Genomic DNA, 21,625 nt, shown 5'->3' with positions numbered 1-21,625 from the left:
CAATTGCATACCCAGTCATAATAATCGATATTTCATTCATAACTACGCCAATTACTTTTCCTTATTCTTTGCGCTTTTTTTTATTCTCAGAGGCCGATTGCGCAAAAACAGTATCATTAATCACTCATGATTTATTAACCAGCATAAAACACTACATCTCACGCTGAATAAAGCGGAGATAAGGGCTATCAAGCGGTTATGATAGTGAGACAGATCACACTCCCGGGAGCGCTCAGGATACGTTAAATCAATGTAAAAACGGGAGTAATTTCAATATAATCATTAAGATATCTGCTCTATAGCACATTTTTAGATAAATAAGATTGCCATTTGACCTGTGTGTGGATTCCCGATAAGTTGGAAATCCGCTGGAAGCTTTCTGGATGAGCGGTGTGCTCATCATATTTATGCAGTAATTGAGATTCCCTCTGACAGCAAGTCCTCAAACTTGTTTGACCTACGCGAAATGGAATAAAGAGGGCGAATGCGAGGTAAGCGTATGACACGCAAACCCCGTCGCCATGCTCTTGGTGTGCCCGTCGCAAACGGTATCGGAAGGGGATCACGCAGAGCCTGGGGAGGTTCACTGATATGTTGTACGATAAATCCCTTGAGAAGGATAACTGTGGTTTCGGCCTGATCGCCCACATAGAAGGCGAACCTAGCCACAAGGTAGTGCGTACCGCCATACACGCGCTGGCCCGAATGCAGCACCGTGGCGCTATTCTCGCTGATGGTAAAACCGGCGATGGTTGTGGTCTGTTGCTGCAAAAACCTGACCGTTTTTTCCGCATTGTTGCCCAGGAGCGCGGTTGGCGTTTAGCCAAAAACTATGCTGTCGGCATGATCTTCCTGAATAAAGATCCTGAACTGGCTGCCGCATCCCGCCGTATCGTCGAAGAAGAACTCCAGCAAGAAACCCTGTCGATTGTTGGCTGGCGCGATGTGCCGACCAACGAAGGTGTGCTGGGGGAAATTGCGCTCTCCTCCCTGCCGCGTATAGAACAAATTTTTGTGAATGCCCCTGCAGGCTGGCGTCCACGTGATATGGAACGCCGTCTGTTCGTCGCCCGTCGCCGTATTGAGAAACGCCTGCAGAGCGATAAAGACTTCTACGTCTGTAGCCTGTCGAATCTGGTCAACATCTATAAAGGTCTGTGTATGCCGGCAGATCTGCCGCGCTTCTACCTGGACCTTGCGGATCTGCGTCTGGAATCAGCCATCTGCCTGTTCCATCAGCGCTTTTCCACTAACACCGTGCCGCGCTGGCCGCTGGCGCAGCCCTTCCGCTACCTGGCGCACAACGGCGAGATCAACACCATCACCGGTAACCGCCAGTGGGCGCGCGCGCGTACCTATAAATTCCAGACCCCGTTAATCCCGGATCTGCATGACGCCGCGCCGTTTGTGAACGAAACCGGCTCTGACTCCAGTTCCATGGATAACATGCTGGAACTGTTACTGGCAGGCGGGATGGATATTATCCGCGCCATGCGTCTGCTGGTGCCGCCCGCCTGGCAGAACAACCCGGACATGGATCCGGACCTGCGGGCCTTCTTTGACTTTAACTCCATGCACATGGAACCCTGGGATGGCCCGGCCGGTATCGTGATGTCCGACGGTCGTTTCGCCGCCTGTAACCTCGACCGCAACGGCTTGCGTCCGGCGCGTTATGTCATCACCAAAGACAAGCTGATCACCTGCGCCTCAGAAGTGGGGATCTGGGATTACCAGCCTGACGAAGTGGTGGAAAAAGGCCGTGTTGGGCCTGGCGAACTGATGGTCATCGACACCCGCGGCGGGCGTATCCTGCATTCCGCTGAAACCGATAACGATCTCAAAAGCCGCCATCCCTATAAAGAGTGGATGGAGAAGAACGTCCGCCGTCTGGTGCCCTTTGAAGATCTGTCTGACGATCAGGTGGGGCAACGCGAGCTGGACGACGATATGCTCGCCAGCTACCAGAAACAGTTTAACTACAGCGCCGAAGAGCTGGATTCCGTGATTCGTGTGCTCGGCGAAAATGGCCAGGAAGCGGTCGGTTCAATGGGTGATGATACCCCCTTTGCCGTGCTTTCCAGCCAGCCGCGCATTATCTATGACTACTTCCGTCAGCAGTTTGCTCAGGTGACCAACCCACCTATCGATCCGCTGCGTGAAGCCCATGTCATGTCGCTGGCCACCAGCATCGGTCGTGAGATGAACGTCTTCTGTGAAGCAGAAGGACAGGCGCACCGTCTGAGCTTTAAATCACCGATTCTGCTGTATTCCGATTTCAAACAGCTCACGACCATGAAAGAGGAACACTATCGCGCCGACACGCTCGATATCACCTTCGACGCGACGCAAACCACGCTTGAAGAAACGGTTAAAGCGCTGTGCAATACCGCGGAACACATGGTACGCAACGGCACCGTCCTGTTGGTGCTCTCGGATCGGAATATCGGCAAAAATCGCCTGCCAGTTCCTGCGCCAATGGCAGTCGGTGCAGTGCAGGCACGTCTTGTGGAACAAAATCTGCGCTGTGACGCCAACATCATCGTGGAAACCGCAAGCGCCCGTGACCCGCACCACTTTGCCGTACTGCTGGGTTTTGGCGCGACAGCGATTTACCCGTACCTGGCGTACGAAACCCTGGGACGTTTAATCGACACCCAGGCGATTGCGAAAAACTACCGTACCGTGATGCTGAACTACCGTAACGGCATCAACAAAGGGCTGTATAAGATCATGTCCAAAATGGGCATCTCGACTATCGCCTCTTACCGCTGTTCCAAACTGTTTGAAGCGGTCGGCCTGCATGATGATGTCGTCGCGCTCTGCTTCCAGGGCGTGGTGAGCCGTATCGGCGGCGCGGGCTTTGCGGATTTCCAGCAGGATCTGCTGAACCTGTCCAAACGCGCCTGGCTGGCACGTAAGCCGATTACGCAGGGTGGGCTGCTGAAATATGTACATGGCGGCGAATACCATGCCTACAACCCGGATGTGGTGCGCACCCTGCAACAAGCAGTGCAAAGCGGCGAATATAGCGATTATCAGGAATACGCCAAACTGGTTAACGAGCGTCCTGCAACGACGCTGCGCGATCTGCTGGCGATTACCCCCGGTGACGACGCGGTCAGCATTGATGATGTCGAACCGGCAAGCGAACTGTTCAAGCGTTTCGACACGGCGGCAATGTCTATCGGCGCGCTGAGCCCGGAAGCGCACGAAGCGCTGGCGGAAGCGATGAACAGCATCGGAGGAAATTCCAACTCCGGCGAAGGCGGCGAAGACCCGGCGCGCTACGGCACCAATAAAGTGTCGCGCATCAAACAGGTCGCCTCCGGCCGCTTTGGCGTCACCCCGGCGTACCTCGTTAACGCCGATGTGATTCAGATTAAAGTCGCTCAGGGCGCGAAGCCGGGCGAAGGCGGCCAGTTGCCGGGTGACAAAGTAACCCCGTACATCGCCAAACTGCGCTACTCGGTGCCGGGCGTGACGCTCATCTCCCCGCCGCCGCATCACGATATCTACTCTATCGAGGATCTGGCGCAACTGATTTTCGACCTGAAACAGGTTAACCCGAAAGCGATGATCTCCGTGAAGCTGGTGTCCGAACCGGGCGTCGGGACTATCGCGACCGGTGTGGCAAAAGCGTATGCGGATCTCATCACCATCGCCGGTTATGACGGCGGTACTGGCGCAAGCCCGCTCTCCTCGGTGAAATATGCGGGCTGCCCGTGGGAACTGGGCCTGGTAGAAACCCAGCAGGCGCTGGTCGCCAACGGCCTGCGACACAAGATCCGTCTGCAGGTCGACGGCGGTCTGAAAACCGGCGTAGATATCATTAAAGCAGCCATTCTTGGGGCGGAAAGTTTCGGCTTCGGCACTGGCCCAATGGTGGCGCTGGGCTGTAAATATCTGCGTATTTGCCATCTGAACAACTGTGCAACCGGTGTGGCAACGCAGGACGACAAATTGCGTAAGAACCACTATCACGGTCTGCCGTTCAAAGTGACCAACTACTTTGAATTTATCGCTCGCGAAACGCGTGAATTGATGGCGCAACTGGGCGTGACGCGTCTGGTAGATCTGATTGGCCGTACCGACCTGCTGAAAGAGCTGGACGGGTTTACCGCCAAACAGCAGAAACTGGAACTGTCTCGCCTGCTGGAAACCGCAGAGCCTAAGGCAGGCAAAGCGTTGTACTGCACTGAAAACAACCCGCCGTTTGATAACGGCGTGCTGAATGCGCAGTTACTGCAACAGGCAAAACCGTATGTGGACGAGCGCCAGAGCAGAACATTCTGGTTCGATATTCGTAACACCGACCGTTCTGTGGGCGCATCGCTTTCAGGCTACATCGCCCAGACCCACGGCGATCAGGGGCTGGCCTCTGATCCGATTAAAGCGCACTTCAGCGGCACCGCAGGCCAGAGCTTCGGTGTCTGGAATGCCGGCGGCGTAGAGCTGTATCTGACCGGCGATGCTAACGACTATGTCGGTAAAGGTATGGCGGGCGGTCTGCTGTCTGTGCGTCCGCCAGTGGGTTCCGCATTCCGTAGCCATGAGGCGAGCATTATCGGTAACACCTGTCTGTATGGCGCGACCGGTGGCCGTCTGTACGCCGCAGGACGTGCAGGTGAACGTTTCGCGGTGCGTAACTCTGGCGCTATCACCGTCGTGGAAGGCATTGGCGACAACGGCTGCGAATACATGACCGGCGGGATTGTCTGCATTCTCGGCAAAACCGGGGTGAACTTTGGTGCCGGTATGACGGGCGGATTCGCCTACGTGCTGGACGAGGACGGCGAGTTCCGTAAACGCGTCAACCCGGAACTGGTCGAAGTCCTGGGCGTTGATGAACTGGCAATCCACGAAGAGCATCTGCGTGGCCTGATCACCGAGCATGTGCAACATACCGGTTCACAGCGCGGAGAAGAGATTCTGGCTAACTGGTCACTCTTCGCCAGCAAATTCGCGCTGGTCAAACCGAGGTCCAGTGATGTGAAAGCACTGTTGGGTCACCGTAGTCGTAGCGCAGCAGAGCTGCGCGTGCAGGCGCAGTAAGGGGTAGCAGCAATGAGTCAGAACGTATACCAATTTATCGACCTGCAGCGCGTTGATCCGCCGAAGAAACCGCTGAAGATCCGCAAAATTGAATTTGTCGAGATCTACGAGCCGTTCTCGGAAGGCCAGGCAAAAGCACAGGCGGATCGCTGTCTTTCCTGCGGCAACCCGTACTGTGAGTGGAAATGTCCGGTGCATAACTACATTCCGAACTGGCTGAAGCTTGCCAATGAGGGGCGTATTTTTGAAGCGGCAGAACTCTCACACCAGACCAACACGCTGCCGGAAGTGTGTGGACGCGTGTGCCCGCAGGACCGACTGTGCGAAGGTTCCTGTACGTTGAACGATGAGTTCGGTGCGGTGACCATCGGCAACATCGAACGCTATATCAATGATAAAGCGTTCGAAATGGGCTGGCGTCCGGACATGACCGGCGTTCGCCAGACCGACAAACGAGTGGCAATCATAGGTGCGGGTCCGGCAGGACTGGCCTGCGCCGACGTGTTGACCCGCAACGGTGTAAAGGCGGTCGTATTTGACCGTCATCCGGAAATTGGCGGCCTGCTGACCTTTGGTATTCCGGCATTCAAACTGGAAAAAGAGGTGATGACCCGCCGCCGTGAAATTTTCACCGGCATGGGGATTGAGTTCAAACTGAACGTGGAAGTGGGTCGTGATGTGCAGCTCGACGACCTGCTGAAAGAGTATGATGCCGTCTTCCTCGGCGTCGGGACCTACCAGTCAATGCGTGGGGGGCTGGAAAACGAAGACGCCGATGGTGTGTTCGATGCCCTGCCGTTCCTGATTGCCAATACCAAACAGATTATGGGCTTTGGCGAAACCACCGACGAGCCGTTTGTCAGTATGGAAGGCAAACGCGTGGTGGTGCTGGGCGGTGGCGATACCGCCATGGACTGTGTGCGAACCTCCGTTCGTCAGGGTGCAACGCACGTCACCTGTGCCTATCGCCGTGACGAAGAGAATATGCCGGGTTCCCGACGCGAAGTGAAAAACGCGCGTGAAGAAGGCGTGGAGTTCCAGTTTAACGTGCAGCCGTTAGGTATTGAAATCAATGCTAACGGTAAAGTCTGCGGTGTAAAAATGGCACGTACCGAAATGGGTGAGCCGGATGCGAAAGGCCGCCGTCGTGCGGAAATCGTCCCCGGCTCCGAACATGTGGTTCCGGCAGATGCCGTTGTGATGGCGTTTGGTTTCCGTCCTCACAATATGGAGTGGCTGGCGAAACACAGCGTCGAACTGGATAGTCAGGGTCGCATCATCGCCCCGGAAGGCAGCGACAATGCCTTCCAGACCAGCAACCCGAAAATCTTCGCCGGTGGTGATATTGTTCGCGGCTCGGATCTTGTCGTGACCGCCATCGCCGAAGGCCGTAAAGCGGCTGACGGGATCATGAACTGGCTGGAAGTGTAGTAAACCTTTCTGACTCCCCTATCCCGAGAACTCGCTCAGGGATGGGGAGTCACCCTTGTTCTTCACAATATTCCACCTCCATTCTTCGAAAGCGGCTCGCAAATTTCGCCGTAACTGGATGTAATGGGCTGAGAAGAATTGACCGCATATCCCCTTAAGTATACTGATAGCGATATATTTTCAATCTGTAACTATCATGTCAGGGATAATATGATGGCAACAACATCAGCACAACATACAGGCGATTATCAGCAAATCCACGACGGCATTATCCATCTGTTGGATACCGCCAGGACAGAGACCGTCCGCAACATTAACGCGATCATGACGGCGACGTACTGGGAAATTGGCCGACGCATTGTCGAGTTTGAGCAGGGCGGTGAAGCGCGGGCAGCTTATGGTACTCAACTGATTGAGCAACTGTCCGTTGATTTAACCCGGCGCTATAAACGTGGGTTTTCTACAAGAAACCTATGGCAAATACGTAATTTTTATATTTATTTTCAACATGTTGAAATTCCGCAGACACTGTCTGCTGAATCTCCTCTTCTGGTACAACTCGCCGGGATATTCCCGTTACCCTGGTCAGCCTATGTCCGGCTCCTGTCGGTTAAAAACGCAGATGCCCGCACCTTTTACGAGAAAGAGACATTACGCAACGGTTGGTCGGTACGACAACTCGATCGGCAAATCGCTTCTCAGTTTTATGAACGGACACTGCTGTCTCATGATAAACCCGCGTTGCTGCAACAGGCCGCGCCCACCGTGCCCGACGTTTTACCAGAACACGCAATACGCGATCCCTTTATTCTCGAATTCCTCGATCTGAAGGATGTGTATTCGGAATCCGATCTGGAAGAAGCACTGATAAATCATCTGATGGAGTTTATGCTTGAGCTCGGTGACGATTTCGCTTTTGTCAGCCGCCAGCGCCGATTACGCATTGACGATAGCTGGTTTCGCGTCGACCTGCTTTTTTTCCATCGCCGCTTGCGCTGCCTGTTAGTCGTTGACCTGAAAGTGGGAAAATTCAGCTATGCCGACGCAGGACAAATGAACATGTACCTGAACTACGCTAAAGAGCACTGGACAATGCCTGGGGAAAATCCGCCAGTCGGGTTAATCCTGTGTGCGGGAAAAGGGGCTGGAGAAGCACACTACGCGCTGAACGGTTTACCGAATACCGTGATGGCAAGCGAGTACAAAGTGCAATTACCTGACGAAAAATTACTGGCAGATGAACTCATCCGTTCGCAAATGGCACTGACAGCGCAGAAAATTGAATCCTCAGAAACGTCTTTGACGGAATGATGAACGGACGGAATATAAAAACGTAAGGCCGGATGGTAAAAACCATCCGGCCTTTTCAGGCGCCTAACAGGCTGGCGCGAACCTTGACGACGACTTTCTTAATCTCTTTCGGTTCACCCACATTGCATCCCGGTTTGTGTGGTTCTCCTGGCATAAACACCGCGAACATCCCCGGTTGTAAGGTGATGGTCTGGCTATCCGCAATCTCCCGACAAAGCTGATAATCGTCCTCTACATGTATCTCTTCGCACTGACGCGCTGAACCCGCCACACCAAACTGAATGCGCTCCTCGCCCGCCAGCAACAGTTGGATATCAATATACGCCTCATGCAGTTCTGCCTTTTTCTCCACAGGAGACTGCGTGACAAACTGCATCACATTCATAAAGATATCTTCACCGCGAAGTTCAACACGACCTGGCGTTTTCTCCTGTGGTCTGGCGGTCAACGCCAGTGTCAGGGCATCCGCCAACACGGGATGCAAGCCGGCGGAAGATAACATGCGAATTTCACCTAATATCATGACGTCTCTCCTTGCGCTAATAACGCCGCACCCAGCAGTCCGGCGTCGTGGCGGTAGTGCGCAGCGCGTAATTCAACGTGATAAACCGGGGGCATCAGTTCAAGACAAGCGCGTACCTGGGCCAAATACCCTGGTGCCAGGCCTACGCTACCGCCAACAACAACGCGCTGGCAATCCGTTACCGCTTTCGTATCAGCAATCAGCCGGGCCAGCACCTGCGCGGAATGTGCGACCAGCCGGATGGCTTGCTCATTCCCTTCTTCTGCCCGGGAAAAAATGGTTTTTGCATCACAGCCGGCAAGTTCACCCTGCGCCGCTGCGGCAATCCCCCGTCCAGAGGCAATGGCCTCAACACACCCCACCCGACCACAGCCGCACATGGGGCCATCAGGATCGGCGAGAGTATGCCCAAGATGCCCGGCCAGACCACCGGTGCCGGTGATCAACTGGCCGCCGCTGATTACGCCGCCGCCCACACCGGTTGAAACGGTGATAAACACCATATCGCGCGTCTCATCCTCCATGGCGTGATACTCCGCCCAGGCCGCGGCCTGGGCGTCGTTGACGGCCAGCGTCGGAAGGCCGGTCAGCGCTTCAAGCGTCTTTACCAGCGGGAAGTGGAGCAAGCCGCCCAGATTTTCAGGATTAATTGCCAGCAAGTTACCTTCACGAATGATCCCCGTTGAAGCAATCGCTACCCGACATGCCTGCGACTGAAGCGGCGCGACCAGCGTTTTTAATGCCTCGCGTAACGCTTGCGGAGTCTTACTGGCCGGTGTGGACAACTCGCGGCGTTCGCGAATCTGTCGGTCCTCCCCCACCAGCGCGGCGGCAAGTTTTGTACCGCCAATATCAATTGCCAGTGTCGTCATAGCACCGCCTTTTTCAGCGCCGTGTTATACCATTCGCAAATGTGTTCAAGGCGAGTAATCGCGGACCCCACCGTCACGGCCCACGCACCGTGACGCATTGCCTCTGCGGCCTGAGCAGGTGTGTTGTAACGCCCCTCAGCAATCACCCGGCAACCGGCGTCACTCAGCGCTTTCACCAGCGCCAGATCCGGCGCCTCCGGAGTTTCTGACGTGGTGTAACCAGAAAGCGTAGTGCCAATGATTTCTGCGCCGAGCGCCTGACAGGCCATACCATCTTCCAGGGAGGAGCAGTCGGTCATGGCCAGGCGCTGATGATGATGGATACGCGCCAGTAGCGCCGCGACCGTTACCGGGCGGACGCGGTCAGTACCGTCTACCGCAATAATGTCAGCGCCAGCCTGCGCCAGCGCATCAACATCCTCCAGAAACGCGGTGATACGCACCGGAGAATCGTCCAGATCGCGCTTAAGAATGCCGATGATGGGGATGGAAACTACGGCGCGCGTAGCCTTCAGGTTCTCGACACCTTCAATTCGGAGCGCCACAGCGCCTGCCTGCTCTGCCGCCAGCGCCATGGCAGCCACGATTTCCGGTTTATCCAGAGGGCTGTCAGGAACCGGCTGGCAGGAGACAATCAAACCACCGCGTACGGCAATGTTTTTATCCAGTTGTGCAAGTAACGACATACATCTTCCCTTATGAATTTTGCCCGGTATAAAACCGGGCAAGCGGATTAACTTTTACTTTTGATTAAAGGGCTTTTATCGCCGCCAAACGGGACGGCGCCGCTGAACGGTTTGCCGTCGATAGCATCATGTGTGCGCAGCGCCTCCGGTCGCAGCCAACGCTGAACACGAGACGGCATATCCAGACCAATCAGCAGGATCACCACAAAAGTCAGACTGAAAGAGAGCGAACCCAGCGCGGTACCCAGATCCAGACGCTGGGCAATGAGCGCCCCCAGAATGGGTGCCAACGCGCCGCCAAGCGCCCCAACGTTATAGGTGAACCCCAGCCCCGCCGCACGCTGATCGGTATCGAAATAGCCGCCTATCAGTTTCGGTAAGATCCCGGAGATCCCCTGGCCCAGCATCTGCTGGAAGAAAAGAAGAAAACCAAGAACCCAGATGTTTGAACCGCCAATCGCGAACACCGGAATGATCAGCACCTGCGAGGCCAGCAGACTGCACACATAAGCTTTGCGGGTCCCCAGCCAGTCACCGAGGAAGCCACCCACACAGCATCCAACCGCAGCGCCAGAGCCGCTAAAGAAAAGTACGCGCGCCACGGTGGAAGGATCATATGCCAGTTCAGTTTTCAGATACGTTGGCAACAGCGCCTGAATCGGCCACGAGTAGAGGAAGGCAAACAGGACGACGACCATGAGCATAACGCCTGTCGGCCAGCGCTTACCGCTGCTTTGCACCATGAAACTGATGAAAATAACGGCGCAAAGCAGACCAAGCACCGCGACAATCGCCGCATTTTGCAGGTTACCGGCAAAACAGAACCACAACGCTGTGGCTGCCGCTATCGTCATCAGAATATTGACGACACGATGCTCACCCCGATAGAGAATATCCACCATCGTACGTACCGGCGCTTTACCTTGATGCTTCTCTTTCCAGTCCTCGGCTTCCGGTATATTTTTCCGTAACCAGAGGGCGAAAATAATCGGCAGAATGCCAATGAAGAACAGCGCGCGCCAGCCCCAGACCGGCACCACCAGGCTGTAGACCTGCGCCGCAACCACCGCGCCGACAGAGAAGCCTGAAATCAGAAAACCGCTGGCTTTATTACGCAGATGTTTCGGCCAGCTTTCAATGACATAGGTGGCGCTCGACCCATATTCGCCCGCCATTCCCATACCAATCACCAGACGGGCGATAAACATGGTGGTATAACCTGGCGCAAAACCGCAGGCCAGCGTCCCCATGGAGAAGAGAATAATGCTGGTGACCATCGCCAGTCGGCGTCCATAACGATCGCCCATTGCGCCCAGCATTAACCCGCCAAACCAGCGGGAGATAAAAGCCGCCGAAATCAGGCTTGCCGCCTGAACCGTCGTCAGCCCAAATTCTCCTTGTACTTCCGTCAGCACAAGGGCAATCAACACAAAATCAAAACCATCAAGCAAATATCCCAGCCATGCAGCGGAAAACGCCCGCCATTGTGCCCGGTTGAGATGGCGATACCACGGTATGCTTTGGGTAGAAGTACGCATTTTACTCTCCCGACGATTTCTTTATTGTATTGCCGGATGGCGGCTTCGCCTTATCCGGCCTACGTATCGTGTTCTGTTGTGTTTTGTAGGCCGGATAAGCGTCAGTGCCATCCGGCCTACGTATCGTGTTCTGTTGTATTTTGTAGGCCGGATAAGCGTCAGCGCCATCCGGCACCCCGTCAGGAACGTTCCGCCATCAATTGTTCCGCCAGTGCTTTCAGTTCCGGCAGATATTTTTCATCTACAGGGGCAAACGGCTTACGGCACAGCGGTACAGAAACCACGTCCATATAGTGCAGAACCGTTTTCAGCCCACGGAAGACGCCGGTCTTAATGAGCAGATCGATAACCTTATTGCACTCGGTTTGCAGCTTTTGTGCAGTCCGGACGTCGCCTTCTTTGAGCGCTTTCACAATTCCACGATAACGCCAGCCCATGATGTTGTAGGTACTGCCGATACCGCCGTCCGCACCAGCCAACAGGCCGGAGGCGAAAATTTCGTCATAACCGTTGTAGAGCACCAGATCCGGATGCGCGCGGCGGATCTGCTCCATCTGATACAGGTCGCCCGAGGTTTGTTTCAGTGCGCCCACGCCCGGCAAGGTCACCAGAGTGTTGATCTGATCCAGCGTTAACTTCACGCCGCTCAACGCCGGGATGTTATAAACCACCATCGGCAGGCCATCCGCTGAATCAATGATGGCGCGGTAATGATCGCAATGCTCCTCAAAGCTAAAGGGATAGTAGAACGGCGTCACCGCAGAGACGGCGTCAAAGCCGTAACGATGCGCCGCACGAGCAAGTTGCTGGCTCTCTTCAGTGCTGACCGTACCGACGTGGGCGATCAGCGTTACCTTACCCTTCGCCTCTTCCGCAACCACTTCCAGCACCAGCTCCCTTTCTGCACAGCTCTGCACAAAGGCTTCTCCGGTCGAACCGCCCACATACAACCCGTCGATACCCTGAGCAATGTTAAAACGCACCAGACGGCGCAGACTCTCGATATCCAGTTTCTGCTGGTTATCAAAAGGGGTTAACAACGCGGGCATTACGCCTCGTAAATCTTTTGCCATAACGACCTCTGCCATGATTAATGTGATCTGACTACATACCTTTATACCTGTTATACCAGAACAAATAAGCAGCATCTCATACAAAACGCTTATAGTGCGATCTGCTTCACTAAACGATCGTCAGGATCGCGATCACTTCCGCAGTTTTGAATGTTTACCGAGAGCGTGCCAGGTGGCGGAAACGCTGTTGAGATGGGATTGCAATGCGCGATCGGCTTCGTCCGGATCGCGTTGGCGAATGGCCTCGACAATAGCAATATGCTGCTGATAACTCACATTATTGTGCTCATACAGCTCACGATCCGGCACGGTCGGGCGTGCGGCGATCAGCCAGTCAAGCAGCGCAACGTGGATCGCCATAAAGATAGGATTACCGGGGATCTCCGCCAGCACGCGATGAAAATCGACATCTGAACGGATGAAAAGCGCATTGTCATCCAGCGACTGGCTGTTGATCTCCAGCGCTTTCGCCAGCCGATCAATCTGATCATCAGTCGCATTTTCTGCGGCATAACGTACAAGGCTGGACTCAAAAAACAATCGCAACTGCTCAAAATGCGCGATGCCGCCTGGATGCGCGAGAAAATCTTTCGCCATTCCGGACAGTTCACCAATGATAGTGTCTGCCGAAGGACGCGAAACGCGGGCGCGTTCACCGTTGTTGATTTGCACCAGGCCTTTACGCTTAAGCGCCGCCAGCGCTTCACGCACAGAGGGACGGCCAACGTTGAAAAAGGCCATCAGTTCCCGCTCAGACGGCAACTGCTCGCCCTCGCCAAACTCGCGGCGGCGAATCATCTGTTCTAACTCTTCTTCAACCATCTCTGACAGCTTTTTACGCGCCAGCGGACGACGGCGAAGGCTACGCCCAATGGTGGCTGGAGAATCTTCTGCTTGCGAATCAAATGCGTTCATAAGACCTGTTCTGCGAGTCACGGTGAAAAATAACAGCGGACTCATCGTATCACAGGATTGGAAGGAGGGTGAAACCACGTCATGGAGATCAAAAACAGGCCTCGCGGGGCCTGTTTTAGGTTATTTCACGACACGTAATGCCGGTCGACCACCGCGCGGTGGCGGCGGATCGTCATTCGGGTTGTTGTCATCGTCATGATCCGGCTTATCGCCATCGATGACTGACATCACCGTTTCGCTTTCGGTGTCAGATGTTGCGTCATCATCATTGAGACTGGCGACGTCTTCATCATAAGCGGCTTCCGGTTCAAACATCGTTCCGGCGCCATTCTCACGTGCGTAAATCGCCAGCACTGCTGCTAACGGTACAGATACCTGGCGGGGAACACCGCCAAAACGCGCGTTAAAACGCACTTCGTCATTAGCCAGTTCCAGATTCCCCACCGCACGCGGTGCGATGTTCAGAACAATTTGCCCGTCGCGTGCATACTCCATTGGAACATGCACGCCAGGCAACGTCACATCCACCACCAGGTGCGGCGTGAGCTGGTTGTCCAGCAGCCACTCATAGAAAGCGCGCAGCAGATACGGACGACGTGGTGTCAGCTGTGACAAATCCATCGGTATTAACCCCGGCCGAGACGCATTTCACGTTCAGCTTCCGTTAAAGAAGCCAGGAAAGAATCACGTTCAAAGACGCGGGTCATGTAACCTTTCAGCTCTTTCGCGCCGGCACCGCTGAACTCAATCCCCAGTTGCGGCAGACGCCACAGCAGCGGCGCCAGGTAGCAATCCACCAGGCTGAATTCATCGCTCAGGAAATACGGTTTCTGACCAAATAATGGCGCAATAGCTTGTAGCTCTTCGCGAAGCTGTTTACGCGCAACGTCAGCTTCTGACGCAGACCCGTTAACGATGACGTTCATCAGCGTATACCAGTCTTTTTCAATACGGTGCATGTACAAGCGGCTTTCACCACGCGCAACCGGGTAAACCGGCATCAGCGGCGGATGCGGGAAACGCTCATCCAGGTATTCCATAATGATGCGAGATTCCCATAGGGTCAGCTCACGATCCACCAGTGTCGGGACGCTCTGATTCGGGTTGAGGTCAATCAGATCCTGCGGTGGATTGTCCTTTTCCACATGCTCGATCTCAAAACTTACACCCTTCTCCGCCAGCACAATGCGGACCTGATGGCTATAGATGTCAGTAGGACCAGAAAACAGCGTCATTACCGAACGTTTGTTGGCAGCGACAGCCATGAAAACCTCCAGGTATATTCAGAATTTTTACTGCTACCGGCCATCGTATGGCCAGTCAGAAGTGATGTCACCCACATCGGAAAGGTCATCATCGTTCAAAAAGCAAACAAAAAATGAGCAATACCCGATATTTGGGCAGAAAATTGGATGATAGTTTACCAGATTTTGTGACCTTTGTGGTGAGTCGATTCTGGAAATGGGGAAAAAGAGGGAGCGTTCAGGGGATTACGCCAGATTTATCCATAAAAAAACCCGCCGAAGCGGGTTTTTTCGCCAACAGTAATCTGCCAGAGGCAGAAAACAATTAACGTTTGGAGAACTGCGGACGACGACGTGCTTTACGCAGGCCGACTTTCTTACGTTCAACCTGACGAGCATCACGAGTAACGAAGCCAGCTTTACGCAGTTCGGAACGCAGGGACTCGTCGTACTCCATCAGAGCGCGGGTGATACCGTGACGGATCGCACCAGCCTGACCAGAGATACCACCACCTTTAACAGTGATGTACAGATCCAGTTTCTCAACCATGTCGACCAGTTCCAGCGGCTGACGAACTACCATGCGAGCAGTTTCACGACCGAAGTACTGTTCCAGAGAACGTTGGTTGATAACGATTTTGCCGTTGCCCGGTTTGATGAAAACGCGAGCTGCGGAACTTTTGCGGCGACCAGTGCCGTAGTATTGATTTTCAGCCATTGCCTATAATCCCGATTAGATGTCAAGAACTTGCGGTTGCTGTGCCGCGTGGTTGTGCTCGTTGCCAGCGTAAACTTTCAGTTTACGGAACATAGCACGACCCAGCGGGCCTTTTGGCAGCATGCCTTTAACCGCGATTTCAATCACACGCTCAGGACGGCGAGCAATCATCTCTTCAAAGGTCGCTTCTTTGATACCACCGATGTGGCCGGTGTGGTGATAATACACTTTGTCAGTACGCTTGTTGCCGGTTACAGCAACTTTGTCAGCGTTCAGAACGATGATGTAATCACCGGTATCTACGTGCGGAGTGTATTCCGCTTTATGCTTACCGCGCAGGCGACGAGCCAGTTCAGTAGCCAGACGGCCCAGAGTTTTACCGGTCGCGTCAACAACGTACCAGTCGCGTTTTACGGTTTCTGGTTTAGCTGTAAAAGTTTTCATTAAAAGCTTACCCAATAAATAAGTTACACGTTGGTGAACACCCAAACGTTATGTCAGTTGAGGTTCACACGACAAAGTCCGGCAAACCTACCCCTTCGAATAGCCAATGCCAGCACACAAAAAGTTTTGGGAAAAAACTTTCTTGTAACGTGGGGTCGCAAGATTATAGAGAAGTCGGGGTCAAAGATCGACCCCTAAATGTGATTTGCCCAACAGTTTATTGCCCGCAGTCAGGGCATGTGTTTCTGCTTCAGATACTCTTCGCTCTGCATTTCTTGCAGACGTGACAGACAGCGCTGGACTTCAAACTTCAACCGCTCCCCCTGATACACCTCATATAAAGGTACAGCCGCGCTGATCACCAGCTTAACGTGCCGCTCATAAAACTCATCCACCAGAGCGATAAAACGGCGCGCTTCACTTTCCATCAGCGGCGTCATCACCGGTACATCAAACAGCATTACCGTATGGTAGAGGCGTGATAGCGCAATATAGTCATGCTGGCTGCGGGCATCGACACACAGCGTATGAAAGGAAACGGCCAACGTCTGATTCGCCACGCCGAGCGTCGGTAATGGCCGGTGGTTGATCTCAAGAACGGGCCCTGTCTGGCGTTTTTCACCCGCCAGCGCCAGCCAAAGGTTATCCATTTGCTGTTGCGTTTCATTATTTAGCGGCGAGAGCCACAGGTGCGCCTGAGTCAACGTGCGCAGACGGTAATCCACGCCCGCGTCGACGTTCATGATGTCGCAATGCTGTTTAATCGCATCAATAGCAGGAAGAAAACGCGCACGCTGCAGACCATTACGGTACAGCTCATCAGGAGGGATATTCGACGTCGCCACCAGCGTAATCCCCCGGGCAAACAGCGCTTTCATCAAACCGCCAAGCAGCATCGCGTCAGTAATATCCGATACAAAAAACTCATCAAAACACAACACATCCGTCTCCGCTTTAAAGCGGTCGGCCAGGGTTTCGAGCGGATCGGTTTGTCCTTGCAGGGCAGTTAACTCTTCATGTACGCGTAGCATAAAGCGATGAAAGTGCAGGCGCTGTTTACGTTCGCCCGGCAGACTGTGGTAGAACAAGTCCATCAGCCAGGTTTTGCCACGCCCGACACCCCCCCACATATATAAGCCGCGCACCGGAGCACGCCCTGCCTCCTCTTTTTTCCCCAGCAGTTTGCCAACACGGGCCATTAACCCTTTCGGCTGATCTGTCGGTGGTTTTTCTGCGGTGAGGGCCTGATAAATCGCCTGGAGACGAGTTACCGCCTCTTTTTGTACGTCGTCGGGTTGATGAGTACCGTCGCTAATAGCTTTCTGGTAACGCGATGTAGGGGAAAAGCTCTGCATGATGTTATTGTTATTCCTTGAAAATCGATGTGCCGCCGTTCACGGTTGACGAAAAAAAGGCCGTTCTACACTACGCGATATAAAGACGGGATTCCACTTCTGCGGGTTTAGCGGTTATAGTGGCAGTATCGGGCGCAGGCATGAAGCCTAAAGCCAACACCCTACGGAAACAAATACAACGGGAGATGTTCATGACCTGGGAATATGCGCTAATTGGGTTAGTCGTCGGCATCATCATCGGTGCTGTAGCCATGCGTTTTGGTAACCGCAAGTTACGTCAGCAACAGGCGTTGCAGTACGAACTGGAAAAGAATAAAGCAGAGCTGGAAGAGTATCGCGAAGAACTTGTCAGCCACTTTGCCCGTAGCGCTGAGCTGCTGGATACCATGGCGCACGATTACCGCCAGCTTTATCAGCACATGGCAAAAAGCTCCAGCAGCCTGCTGCCGGAAATGTCTGCGGAATCCAACCCGTTCCGTAACCGTCTGGCGGAGTCGGAAGCCAGTAACGACCAGGCTCCCGTACAGATGCCACGTGACTATTCCGAAGGCGCATCCGGCCTGCTGCGTGGTGGCGCAAAGCGCGACTAACCGCACATCATAAAGATTTTTTCCGGGCGCAGCGATTGCGCCCGTCTCTTCTCTCCCGTCCCGACTATCATTTAATCATTATCCGCATTGTTCACAGGCTGAAAATTCAATAACATCAGATTGTTTTGAATCGTCTTTCCTTTCACTCAAGGTACGAGAGCAGGATCAATGAAAAAACAAACCCAGCTGTTGAGTGCATTAGCGTTAAGTGTCGGGTTAACTCTCTCGGCACCGTTTCCAGCCATGGCGTCGATTCCAGGCCAGGTTCCCGGTCAGCCCGCGCTTCCCAGCCTCGCCCCGATGCTCGAAAAAGTGTTGCCTGCGGTGGTGAGCGTGAAGGTTGAAGGGACCGCAACCCAGAGCCAGAAAGTCCCGGAGGAATTTAAAAAATTCTTTGGTGACGAACTGCCGGATCAGCAGTCGCAGCCTTTTGAAGGGCTGGGTTCCGGGGTCATTATCGATGCAACCAAAGGTTATGTGCTGACCAACAATCACGTGATTAACCAGGCACAAAAGATTAGCGTTCTGCTGAATGACGGTCGTGAATTCGAAGCCAAACTGATTGGTAGCGACGATCAAAGCGACATCGCCCTGTTGCAAATTCAAAACGCCAGCAAGCTGACGCAAATCGCCATCGCCGACTCAGATAAGCTACGTGTGGGAGATTTTGCCGTCGCGGTCGGTAATCCGTTTGGACTGGGGCAAACCGCCACATCCGGTATCGTCTCGGCACTGGGGCGCAGCGGCCTGAATCTCGAAGGTCTGGAAAACTTTATTCAGACAGACGCTTCAATCAACCGCGGCAACTCCGGCGGCGCGCTACTGAATCTCAACGGCGAACTGATCGGTATTAATACCGCCATCCTTGCGCCTGGCGGCGGCAGCGTCGGCATCGGTTTTGCAATCCCGAGTAATATGGCCCGCATACTGGCGCAGCAACTGATCCAGTTTGGCGAGATCAAACGCGGTCTGTTGGGCATCAAAGGGACCGAAATGACCGCCGATATCGCCAAAGCTTTTAAGCTCGACGTCCAGCGTGGTGCTTTTGTCAGTGAAGTGCTGCCGAACTCCGGCTCGGCGAAAGCGGGTATTAAATCAGGCGATGTGATCACCAGCCTCAACGGTAAACCGCTCAACAGTTTTGCCGAACTGCGCTCCCGTATCGCCACTACCGAGCCTGGAACCAAAGTGAAACTTGGCCTGCTGCGTAACGGCAAACCGCAGGAGGTGGAAGTGACGCTTGATACCAGCACTTCTTCGTCTGCCAGCGCAGAAATGATCGCCCCGGCGTTGCAGGGCGCGACGCTAAGTGACGGTCAGCTCAAAGACGGCAGCAAAGGCATCAAAATTGATAGCGTGGAAAAAAGCAGTCCTGCCGCCCAGGCTGGCTTGCAGAAAGATGATGTGATCATCGGGGTCAACCGCGATCGCGTGAACTCCATTGCCGAAATGCGCAAGGTGCTGGAAGCCAAGCCGTCCATCATCGCACTACAGGTGATGCGCGGGAATGAGAGCATTTATTTGCTCCTGCGCTAAATCCCGAAAACCGGACATCAGCCTCGCGTGTGATGTCCGGGTAACTCATGGTATGCTGCTGTCGTTCCCTTTATTAATGACGCCTCCATCATGTTTGTGAAGCTTTTACGTTCGGTCGCAATAGGTTTGATTGTCGGCGCTATTCTTCTGGCCGCCATGCCTTCGCTACGCAAAATCAATACGCTTTCTGCACCGCAATATGACAGTACCGACGAGACGCCAGCCAGCTATAACTCGGCGGTTCGTCGCGCGGCTCCTGCGGTGGTCAACGTTTATAACCGCAGTATGAACAGCACTGCACATAATCAACTGGAAATTCGTACTCTGGGTTCCGGCGTGATTATGGATCAACGCGGCTACATCATTACCAATAAGCATGTGATCAACGATGCCGATCAGATTATTGTCGCCCTGCAGGATGGACGCGTATTTGAAGCGTTGCTGGTGGGTTCTGATACGCTGACCGATCTGGCGGTGCTAAAAATCAACGCCGCTGGTGGCCTGCCGACCATTCCGATTAACGCCAAACGTTCGCCGCATATCGGTGATGTGGTGTTGGCCATCGGTAACCCTTACAACCTTGGCCAGACCATCACCCAGGGGATTATCAGCGCCACCGGGCGTATCGGCCTGAACCCAACCGGTCGGCAGAACTTCCTGCAAACTGACGCCTCTATCAACCACGGTAACTCCGGCGGCGCGCTGGTAAACTCGCTGGGCGAGCTAATGGGGATTAACACGTTATCGTTTGATAAAAGCAACGATGGCGAGACGCCGGAAGGGATTGGTTTTGCTATCCCGTTCCAATTGGCAACCAAGATTATGGATAAGCTGATCCGCGATGGGCGCGTCATTCGTGGCTACATTGGGATAGGCGGTCGGGAAATCGCTCCACTGCACGCTCAAAGCGGCGGTATGGATCAAATCCAGGGGATTGTCGTGAACGAAGTGGCGCCAGATGGTCCGGCGGCGCAAGCCGGAATTCAGGTTAATGACCTGATTATTTCCGTGAACGGTAAGCCTGCGGTTTCCGCTCTGGAAACCATGGATCAGGTGGCGGAGATTCGGCCAGGATCGGTCATTCCTGTGATTGTCATGCGTGATGATAAGCAACTAACGCTACAGGTCACCATTCAGGAATACCCGGCAACCAATTAAAGCGGACATAAAAAAACCGGAAATCATCCGGTTTTTTATACGTGCCGATGGGTTTGTAGTTTGTAGGCCGGATAAGGTGTTTACACCGCCATCCGGCAATCGGCACTTACTTGTTAACAAACTCTTCGCCCAGCTGAATATCTTTCTTCAGGGTGTCCAGCATGCCTTCCAGCGCGTTTTGCTCAAATGCGCTCAGTTTGCCGATAGACTGACGCTCTTCCACGCCGTTTTTACCCAGCAGCAACGGCTGAGAGAAGAAGCGAGCGTACTGACCGTCACCCTCAACGTAAGCACATTCCACCACACCTTTTTCGCCCTGCAGCGCACGAACCAGAGAAAGACCGAAACGTGCAGCCGCCTGACCCATGGACAGGGTTGCGGATCCGCCACCGGCCTTCGCTTCAACCACTTCAGTACCTGCGTTCTGAATACGTTTGGTCAGGTCAGCCACTTCTTGCTCAGTGAAGCTTACGCCAGGGATTTGTGACAGCAACGGCAGAATGGTCACGCCAGAGTGTCCGCCGATAACCGGAACTTCAACTTCGGTCGGCAACTTACCTTTCAGTTCCGCTACAAAGGTGTTGGAGCGGATGATGTCCAGCGTCGTTACGCCAAACAGTTTATTTTTGTCGTAAACGCCGGCTTTTTTCAGCACTTCTGCTGCGATCGCCACGGTGGTGTTTACCGGGTTGGTAATGATACCGATGCAGGCTTTCGGACAGGTGGTCGCGATCTGCTGAACCAGATTTTTGACGATGCCCGCATTGACGTTAAACAGATCGGAACGGTCCATACCCGGCTTACGCGCCACCCCTGCGGAAATCAGTACCACGTCAGCACCGTGCAGTGCCGGGGTTGCGTCTTCGCCGGAGAAACCTTTGATTTTTACAGCAGTTGGGATATGACTCAGATCTACGGCTACACCGGGAGTCACTGGAGCGATGTCGTACAGGGAGAGTTCTGAACCTGAAGGCAGTTGGGTTTTTAACAGTAGTGCAAGCGCCTGACCGATACCACCAGCAGCGCCGAGGACTGCGACTTTCATCCTAAACTCCTTATTATATTGATAAACTAAGCGTTTGTTGCTCCGCGGCGGCGACCTTAATCCACAATTCAGATGAATACAATCACCCGTATTCATTTCTGTGTAGTCACGCGAATTTAGCTTTTATGCATTTA

The 21,625-nt window shown here is 53.9% G+C and carries 19 protein-coding genes; 7 read left to right on the top strand and 12 right to left on the bottom strand.

Going from position 1 to position 21,625, the window contains the following annotated elements:
• Positions 1-591 precede the first annotated feature (591 nt).
• From gltB to WB371_RS00305, 3 genes are all read left to right on the top strand, one after another.
• Positions 592-5,052 (top strand): glutamate synthase large subunit, encoded by a 4,461-nt coding sequence (gltB, locus tag WB371_RS00315; protein ID WP_336218159.1) that lies wholly within the window; start codon positions 592-594, stop codon positions 5,050-5,052.
• A gap of 12 nt (positions 5,053-5,064) precedes the next feature.
• Entirely contained in the window at positions 5,065-6,483 is a 1,419-nt protein-coding gene (gene gltD / locus WB371_RS00310; protein WP_336218158.1) for a glutamate synthase subunit GltD, read from the top strand.
• 213 nt (positions 6,484-6,696) lie between these two features.
• On the top strand, positions 6,697-7,794 hold the full coding sequence (locus tag WB371_RS00305) for a PDDEXK nuclease domain-containing protein (protein ID WP_336218605.1): 1,098 nt from the start codon (positions 6,697-6,699) through the stop codon (positions 7,792-7,794).
• Positions 7,795-7,849: 55 nt separating this feature from the next.
• Here the strand turns inward: WB371_RS00305 and nanQ are convergent, their stop codons facing one another.
• From nanQ to sspA, 8 genes are all read right to left on the bottom strand, one after another.
• Positions 7,850-8,317 carry an N-acetylneuraminate anomerase gene (gene nanQ / locus WB371_RS00300; protein ID WP_336218157.1) on the bottom strand — a complete coding sequence of 156 codons (468 nt, stop codon included), beginning with the start codon at positions 8,315-8,317 and terminating at the stop codon, positions 7,850-7,852.
• Entirely contained in the window at positions 8,314-9,189 is an 876-nt protein-coding gene (nanK, locus tag WB371_RS00295) for an N-acetylmannosamine kinase (RefSeq protein WP_336218156.1), read from the bottom strand. Before nanK ends, nanQ begins: the two co-directional genes overlap by 4 nt.
• Positions 9,186-9,875, bottom strand: a complete 690-nt coding sequence (locus WB371_RS00290) for an N-acetylmannosamine-6-phosphate 2-epimerase (RefSeq protein ID WP_336218155.1) — start codon at positions 9,873-9,875, stop codon at positions 9,186-9,188. Before WB371_RS00290 ends, nanK begins: the two co-directional genes overlap by 4 nt.
• Positions 9,876-9,922: 47 nt before the next feature.
• Positions 9,923-11,413, bottom strand: coding sequence for an MFS transporter (locus tag WB371_RS00285; protein ID WP_336218154.1), 1,491 nt, complete (start codon positions 11,411-11,413; stop codon positions 9,923-9,925).
• 179 nt (positions 11,414-11,592) lie between these two features.
• The gene (nanA, locus tag WB371_RS00280; protein ID WP_336218153.1) at positions 11,593-12,486 is read right to left on the bottom strand and encodes an N-acetylneuraminate lyase; all 894 of its coding nucleotides are present in this window, start codon (positions 12,484-12,486) and stop codon (positions 11,593-11,595) included.
• 132 nt (positions 12,487-12,618) lie between these two features.
• Positions 12,619-13,401, bottom strand: a complete 783-nt coding sequence (gene nanR / locus WB371_RS00275) for a transcriptional regulator NanR (RefSeq protein ID WP_336218152.1) — start codon at positions 13,399-13,401, stop codon at positions 12,619-12,621.
• A 120-nt stretch (positions 13,402-13,521) separates the two neighbouring features.
• Positions 13,522-14,022, bottom strand: a complete 501-nt coding sequence (gene sspB / locus WB371_RS00270) for a ClpXP protease specificity-enhancing factor (protein WP_336218151.1) — start codon at positions 14,020-14,022, stop codon at positions 13,522-13,524.
• A 5-nt stretch (positions 14,023-14,027) separates the two neighbouring features.
• On the bottom strand, positions 14,028-14,666 hold the full coding sequence (gene sspA / locus WB371_RS00265) for a stringent starvation protein SspA (protein ID WP_336218150.1): 639 nt from the start codon (positions 14,664-14,666) through the stop codon (positions 14,028-14,030).
• A gap of 113 nt (positions 14,667-14,779) precedes the next feature.
• Here sspA and WB371_RS00260 point away from each other — a divergent pair, with 113 nt between their 5' ends.
• A complete protein-coding gene (locus WB371_RS00260; RefSeq protein WP_336218149.1) occupies positions 14,780-14,974 on the top strand; it encodes a hypothetical protein in 195 nt (64 codons plus the stop codon).
• Here the strand turns inward: WB371_RS00260 and rpsI are convergent.
• From rpsI to zapE, 3 genes are all read right to left on the bottom strand, one after another.
• On the bottom strand, positions 14,971-15,363 hold the full coding sequence (gene rpsI, locus WB371_RS00255) for a 30S ribosomal protein S9 (RefSeq protein WP_000829818.1): 393 nt from the start codon (positions 15,361-15,363) through the stop codon (positions 14,971-14,973). The two genes, WB371_RS00260 and rpsI, sit on opposite strands and share 4 nt — an antisense overlap.
• Positions 15,364-15,378: 15 nt before the next feature.
• Positions 15,379-15,807, bottom strand: coding sequence for a 50S ribosomal protein L13 (gene rplM, locus WB371_RS00250; RefSeq protein ID WP_042325003.1), 429 nt, complete (start codon positions 15,805-15,807; stop codon positions 15,379-15,381).
• A 230-nt stretch (positions 15,808-16,037) separates the two neighbouring features.
• The gene (zapE, locus tag WB371_RS00245) at positions 16,038-17,162 is read right to left on the bottom strand and encodes a cell division protein ZapE (protein WP_336218148.1); all 1,125 of its coding nucleotides are present in this window, start codon (positions 17,160-17,162) and stop codon (positions 16,038-16,040) included.
• 191 nt (positions 17,163-17,353) lie between these two features.
• Between zapE and zapG the strand changes: the two genes are divergently transcribed.
• From zapG to degS, 3 genes are all read left to right on the top strand, one after another.
• Positions 17,354-17,752, top strand: a complete 399-nt coding sequence (gene zapG / locus WB371_RS00240; protein WP_336218147.1) for a Z-ring associated protein ZapG — start codon at positions 17,354-17,356, stop codon at positions 17,750-17,752.
• A 168-nt stretch (positions 17,753-17,920) separates the two neighbouring features.
• On the top strand, positions 17,921-19,288 hold the full coding sequence (gene degQ, locus WB371_RS00235) for a serine endoprotease DegQ (RefSeq protein ID WP_336218146.1): 1,368 nt from the start codon (positions 17,921-17,923) through the stop codon (positions 19,286-19,288).
• 90 nt (positions 19,289-19,378) lie between these two features.
• Positions 19,379-20,446 carry an outer membrane-stress sensor serine endopeptidase DegS gene (gene degS, locus WB371_RS00230; RefSeq protein ID WP_336218145.1) on the top strand — a complete coding sequence of 356 codons (1,068 nt, stop codon included), beginning with the start codon at positions 19,379-19,381 and terminating at the stop codon, positions 20,444-20,446.
• 106 nt (positions 20,447-20,552) lie between these two features.
• On the opposite strand, the gene mdh is transcribed toward degS, so the two are convergent.
• Entirely contained in the window at positions 20,553-21,491 is a 939-nt protein-coding gene (gene mdh, locus WB371_RS00225; protein ID WP_152406182.1) for a malate dehydrogenase, read from the bottom strand.
• Positions 21,492-21,625: the final 134 nt, after the last annotated feature.

Origin of the sequence: Citrobacter amalonaticus, from assembly GCF_037053465.1 — a bacterium.
Lineage (GTDB): Bacteria > Pseudomonadota > Gammaproteobacteria > Enterobacterales > Enterobacteriaceae > Citrobacter_A > Citrobacter_A amalonaticus_H.
This window is presented reverse-complemented; position numbering and strand designations above follow the sequence as displayed.

What these genes read in the sequence shown, in the direction of transcription:
- gltB (WP_336218159.1), top strand. Translation starts at nt 592, where the DNA reads ATGTTGTACGATAAATCCCTTGAGAAGGATAACTGTGGTTTCGGCCTG.
- gltD (WP_336218158.1), top strand. Translation starts at nt 5,065, where the DNA reads ATGAGTCAGAACGTATACCAATTTATCGACCTGCAGCGCGTTGATCCG.
- WB371_RS00305 (WP_336218605.1), top strand. Translation starts at nt 6,697, where the DNA reads ATGGCAACAACATCAGCACAACATACAGGCGATTATCAGCAAATCCAC.
- nanQ (WP_336218157.1), bottom strand. Translation starts at nt 8,317, where the DNA reads ATGATATTAGGTGAAATTCGCATGTTATCTTCCGCCGGCTTGCATCCC.
- nanK (WP_336218156.1), bottom strand. Translation starts at nt 9,189, where the DNA reads ATGACGACACTGGCAATTGATATTGGCGGTACAAAACTTGCCGCCGCG.
- WB371_RS00290 (WP_336218155.1), bottom strand. Translation starts at nt 9,875, where the DNA reads ATGTCGTTACTTGCACAACTGGATAAAAACATTGCCGTACGCGGTGGT.
- WB371_RS00285 (WP_336218154.1), bottom strand. Translation starts at nt 11,413, where the DNA reads ATGCGTACTTCTACCCAAAGCATACCGTGGTATCGCCATCTCAACCGG.
- nanA (WP_336218153.1), bottom strand. Translation starts at nt 12,486, where the DNA reads ATGGCAAAAGATTTACGAGGCGTAATGCCCGCGTTGTTAACCCCTTTT.
- nanR (WP_336218152.1), bottom strand. Translation starts at nt 13,401, where the DNA reads ATGAACGCATTTGATTCGCAAGCAGAAGATTCTCCAGCCACCATTGGG.
- sspB (WP_336218151.1), bottom strand. Translation starts at nt 14,022, where the DNA reads ATGGATTTGTCACAGCTGACACCACGTCGTCCGTATCTGCTGCGCGCT.
- sspA (WP_336218150.1), bottom strand. Translation starts at nt 14,666, where the DNA reads ATGGCTGTCGCTGCCAACAAACGTTCGGTAATGACGCTGTTTTCTGGT.
- WB371_RS00260 (WP_336218149.1), top strand. Translation starts at nt 14,780, where the DNA reads ATGAGCAATACCCGATATTTGGGCAGAAAATTGGATGATAGTTTACCA.
- rpsI (WP_000829818.1), bottom strand. Translation starts at nt 15,363, where the DNA reads ATGGCTGAAAATCAATACTACGGCACTGGTCGCCGCAAAAGTTCCGCA.
- rplM (WP_042325003.1), bottom strand. Translation starts at nt 15,807, where the DNA reads ATGAAAACTTTTACAGCTAAACCAGAAACCGTAAAACGCGACTGGTAC.
- zapE (WP_336218148.1), bottom strand. Translation starts at nt 17,162, where the DNA reads ATGCAGAGCTTTTCCCCTACATCGCGTTACCAGAAAGCTATTAGCGAC.
- zapG (WP_336218147.1), top strand. Translation starts at nt 17,354, where the DNA reads ATGACCTGGGAATATGCGCTAATTGGGTTAGTCGTCGGCATCATCATC.
- degQ (WP_336218146.1), top strand. Translation starts at nt 17,921, where the DNA reads ATGAAAAAACAAACCCAGCTGTTGAGTGCATTAGCGTTAAGTGTCGGG.
- degS (WP_336218145.1), top strand. Translation starts at nt 19,379, where the DNA reads ATGTTTGTGAAGCTTTTACGTTCGGTCGCAATAGGTTTGATTGTCGGC.
- mdh (WP_152406182.1), bottom strand. Translation starts at nt 21,491, where the DNA reads ATGAAAGTCGCAGTCCTCGGCGCTGCTGGTGGTATCGGTCAGGCGCTT.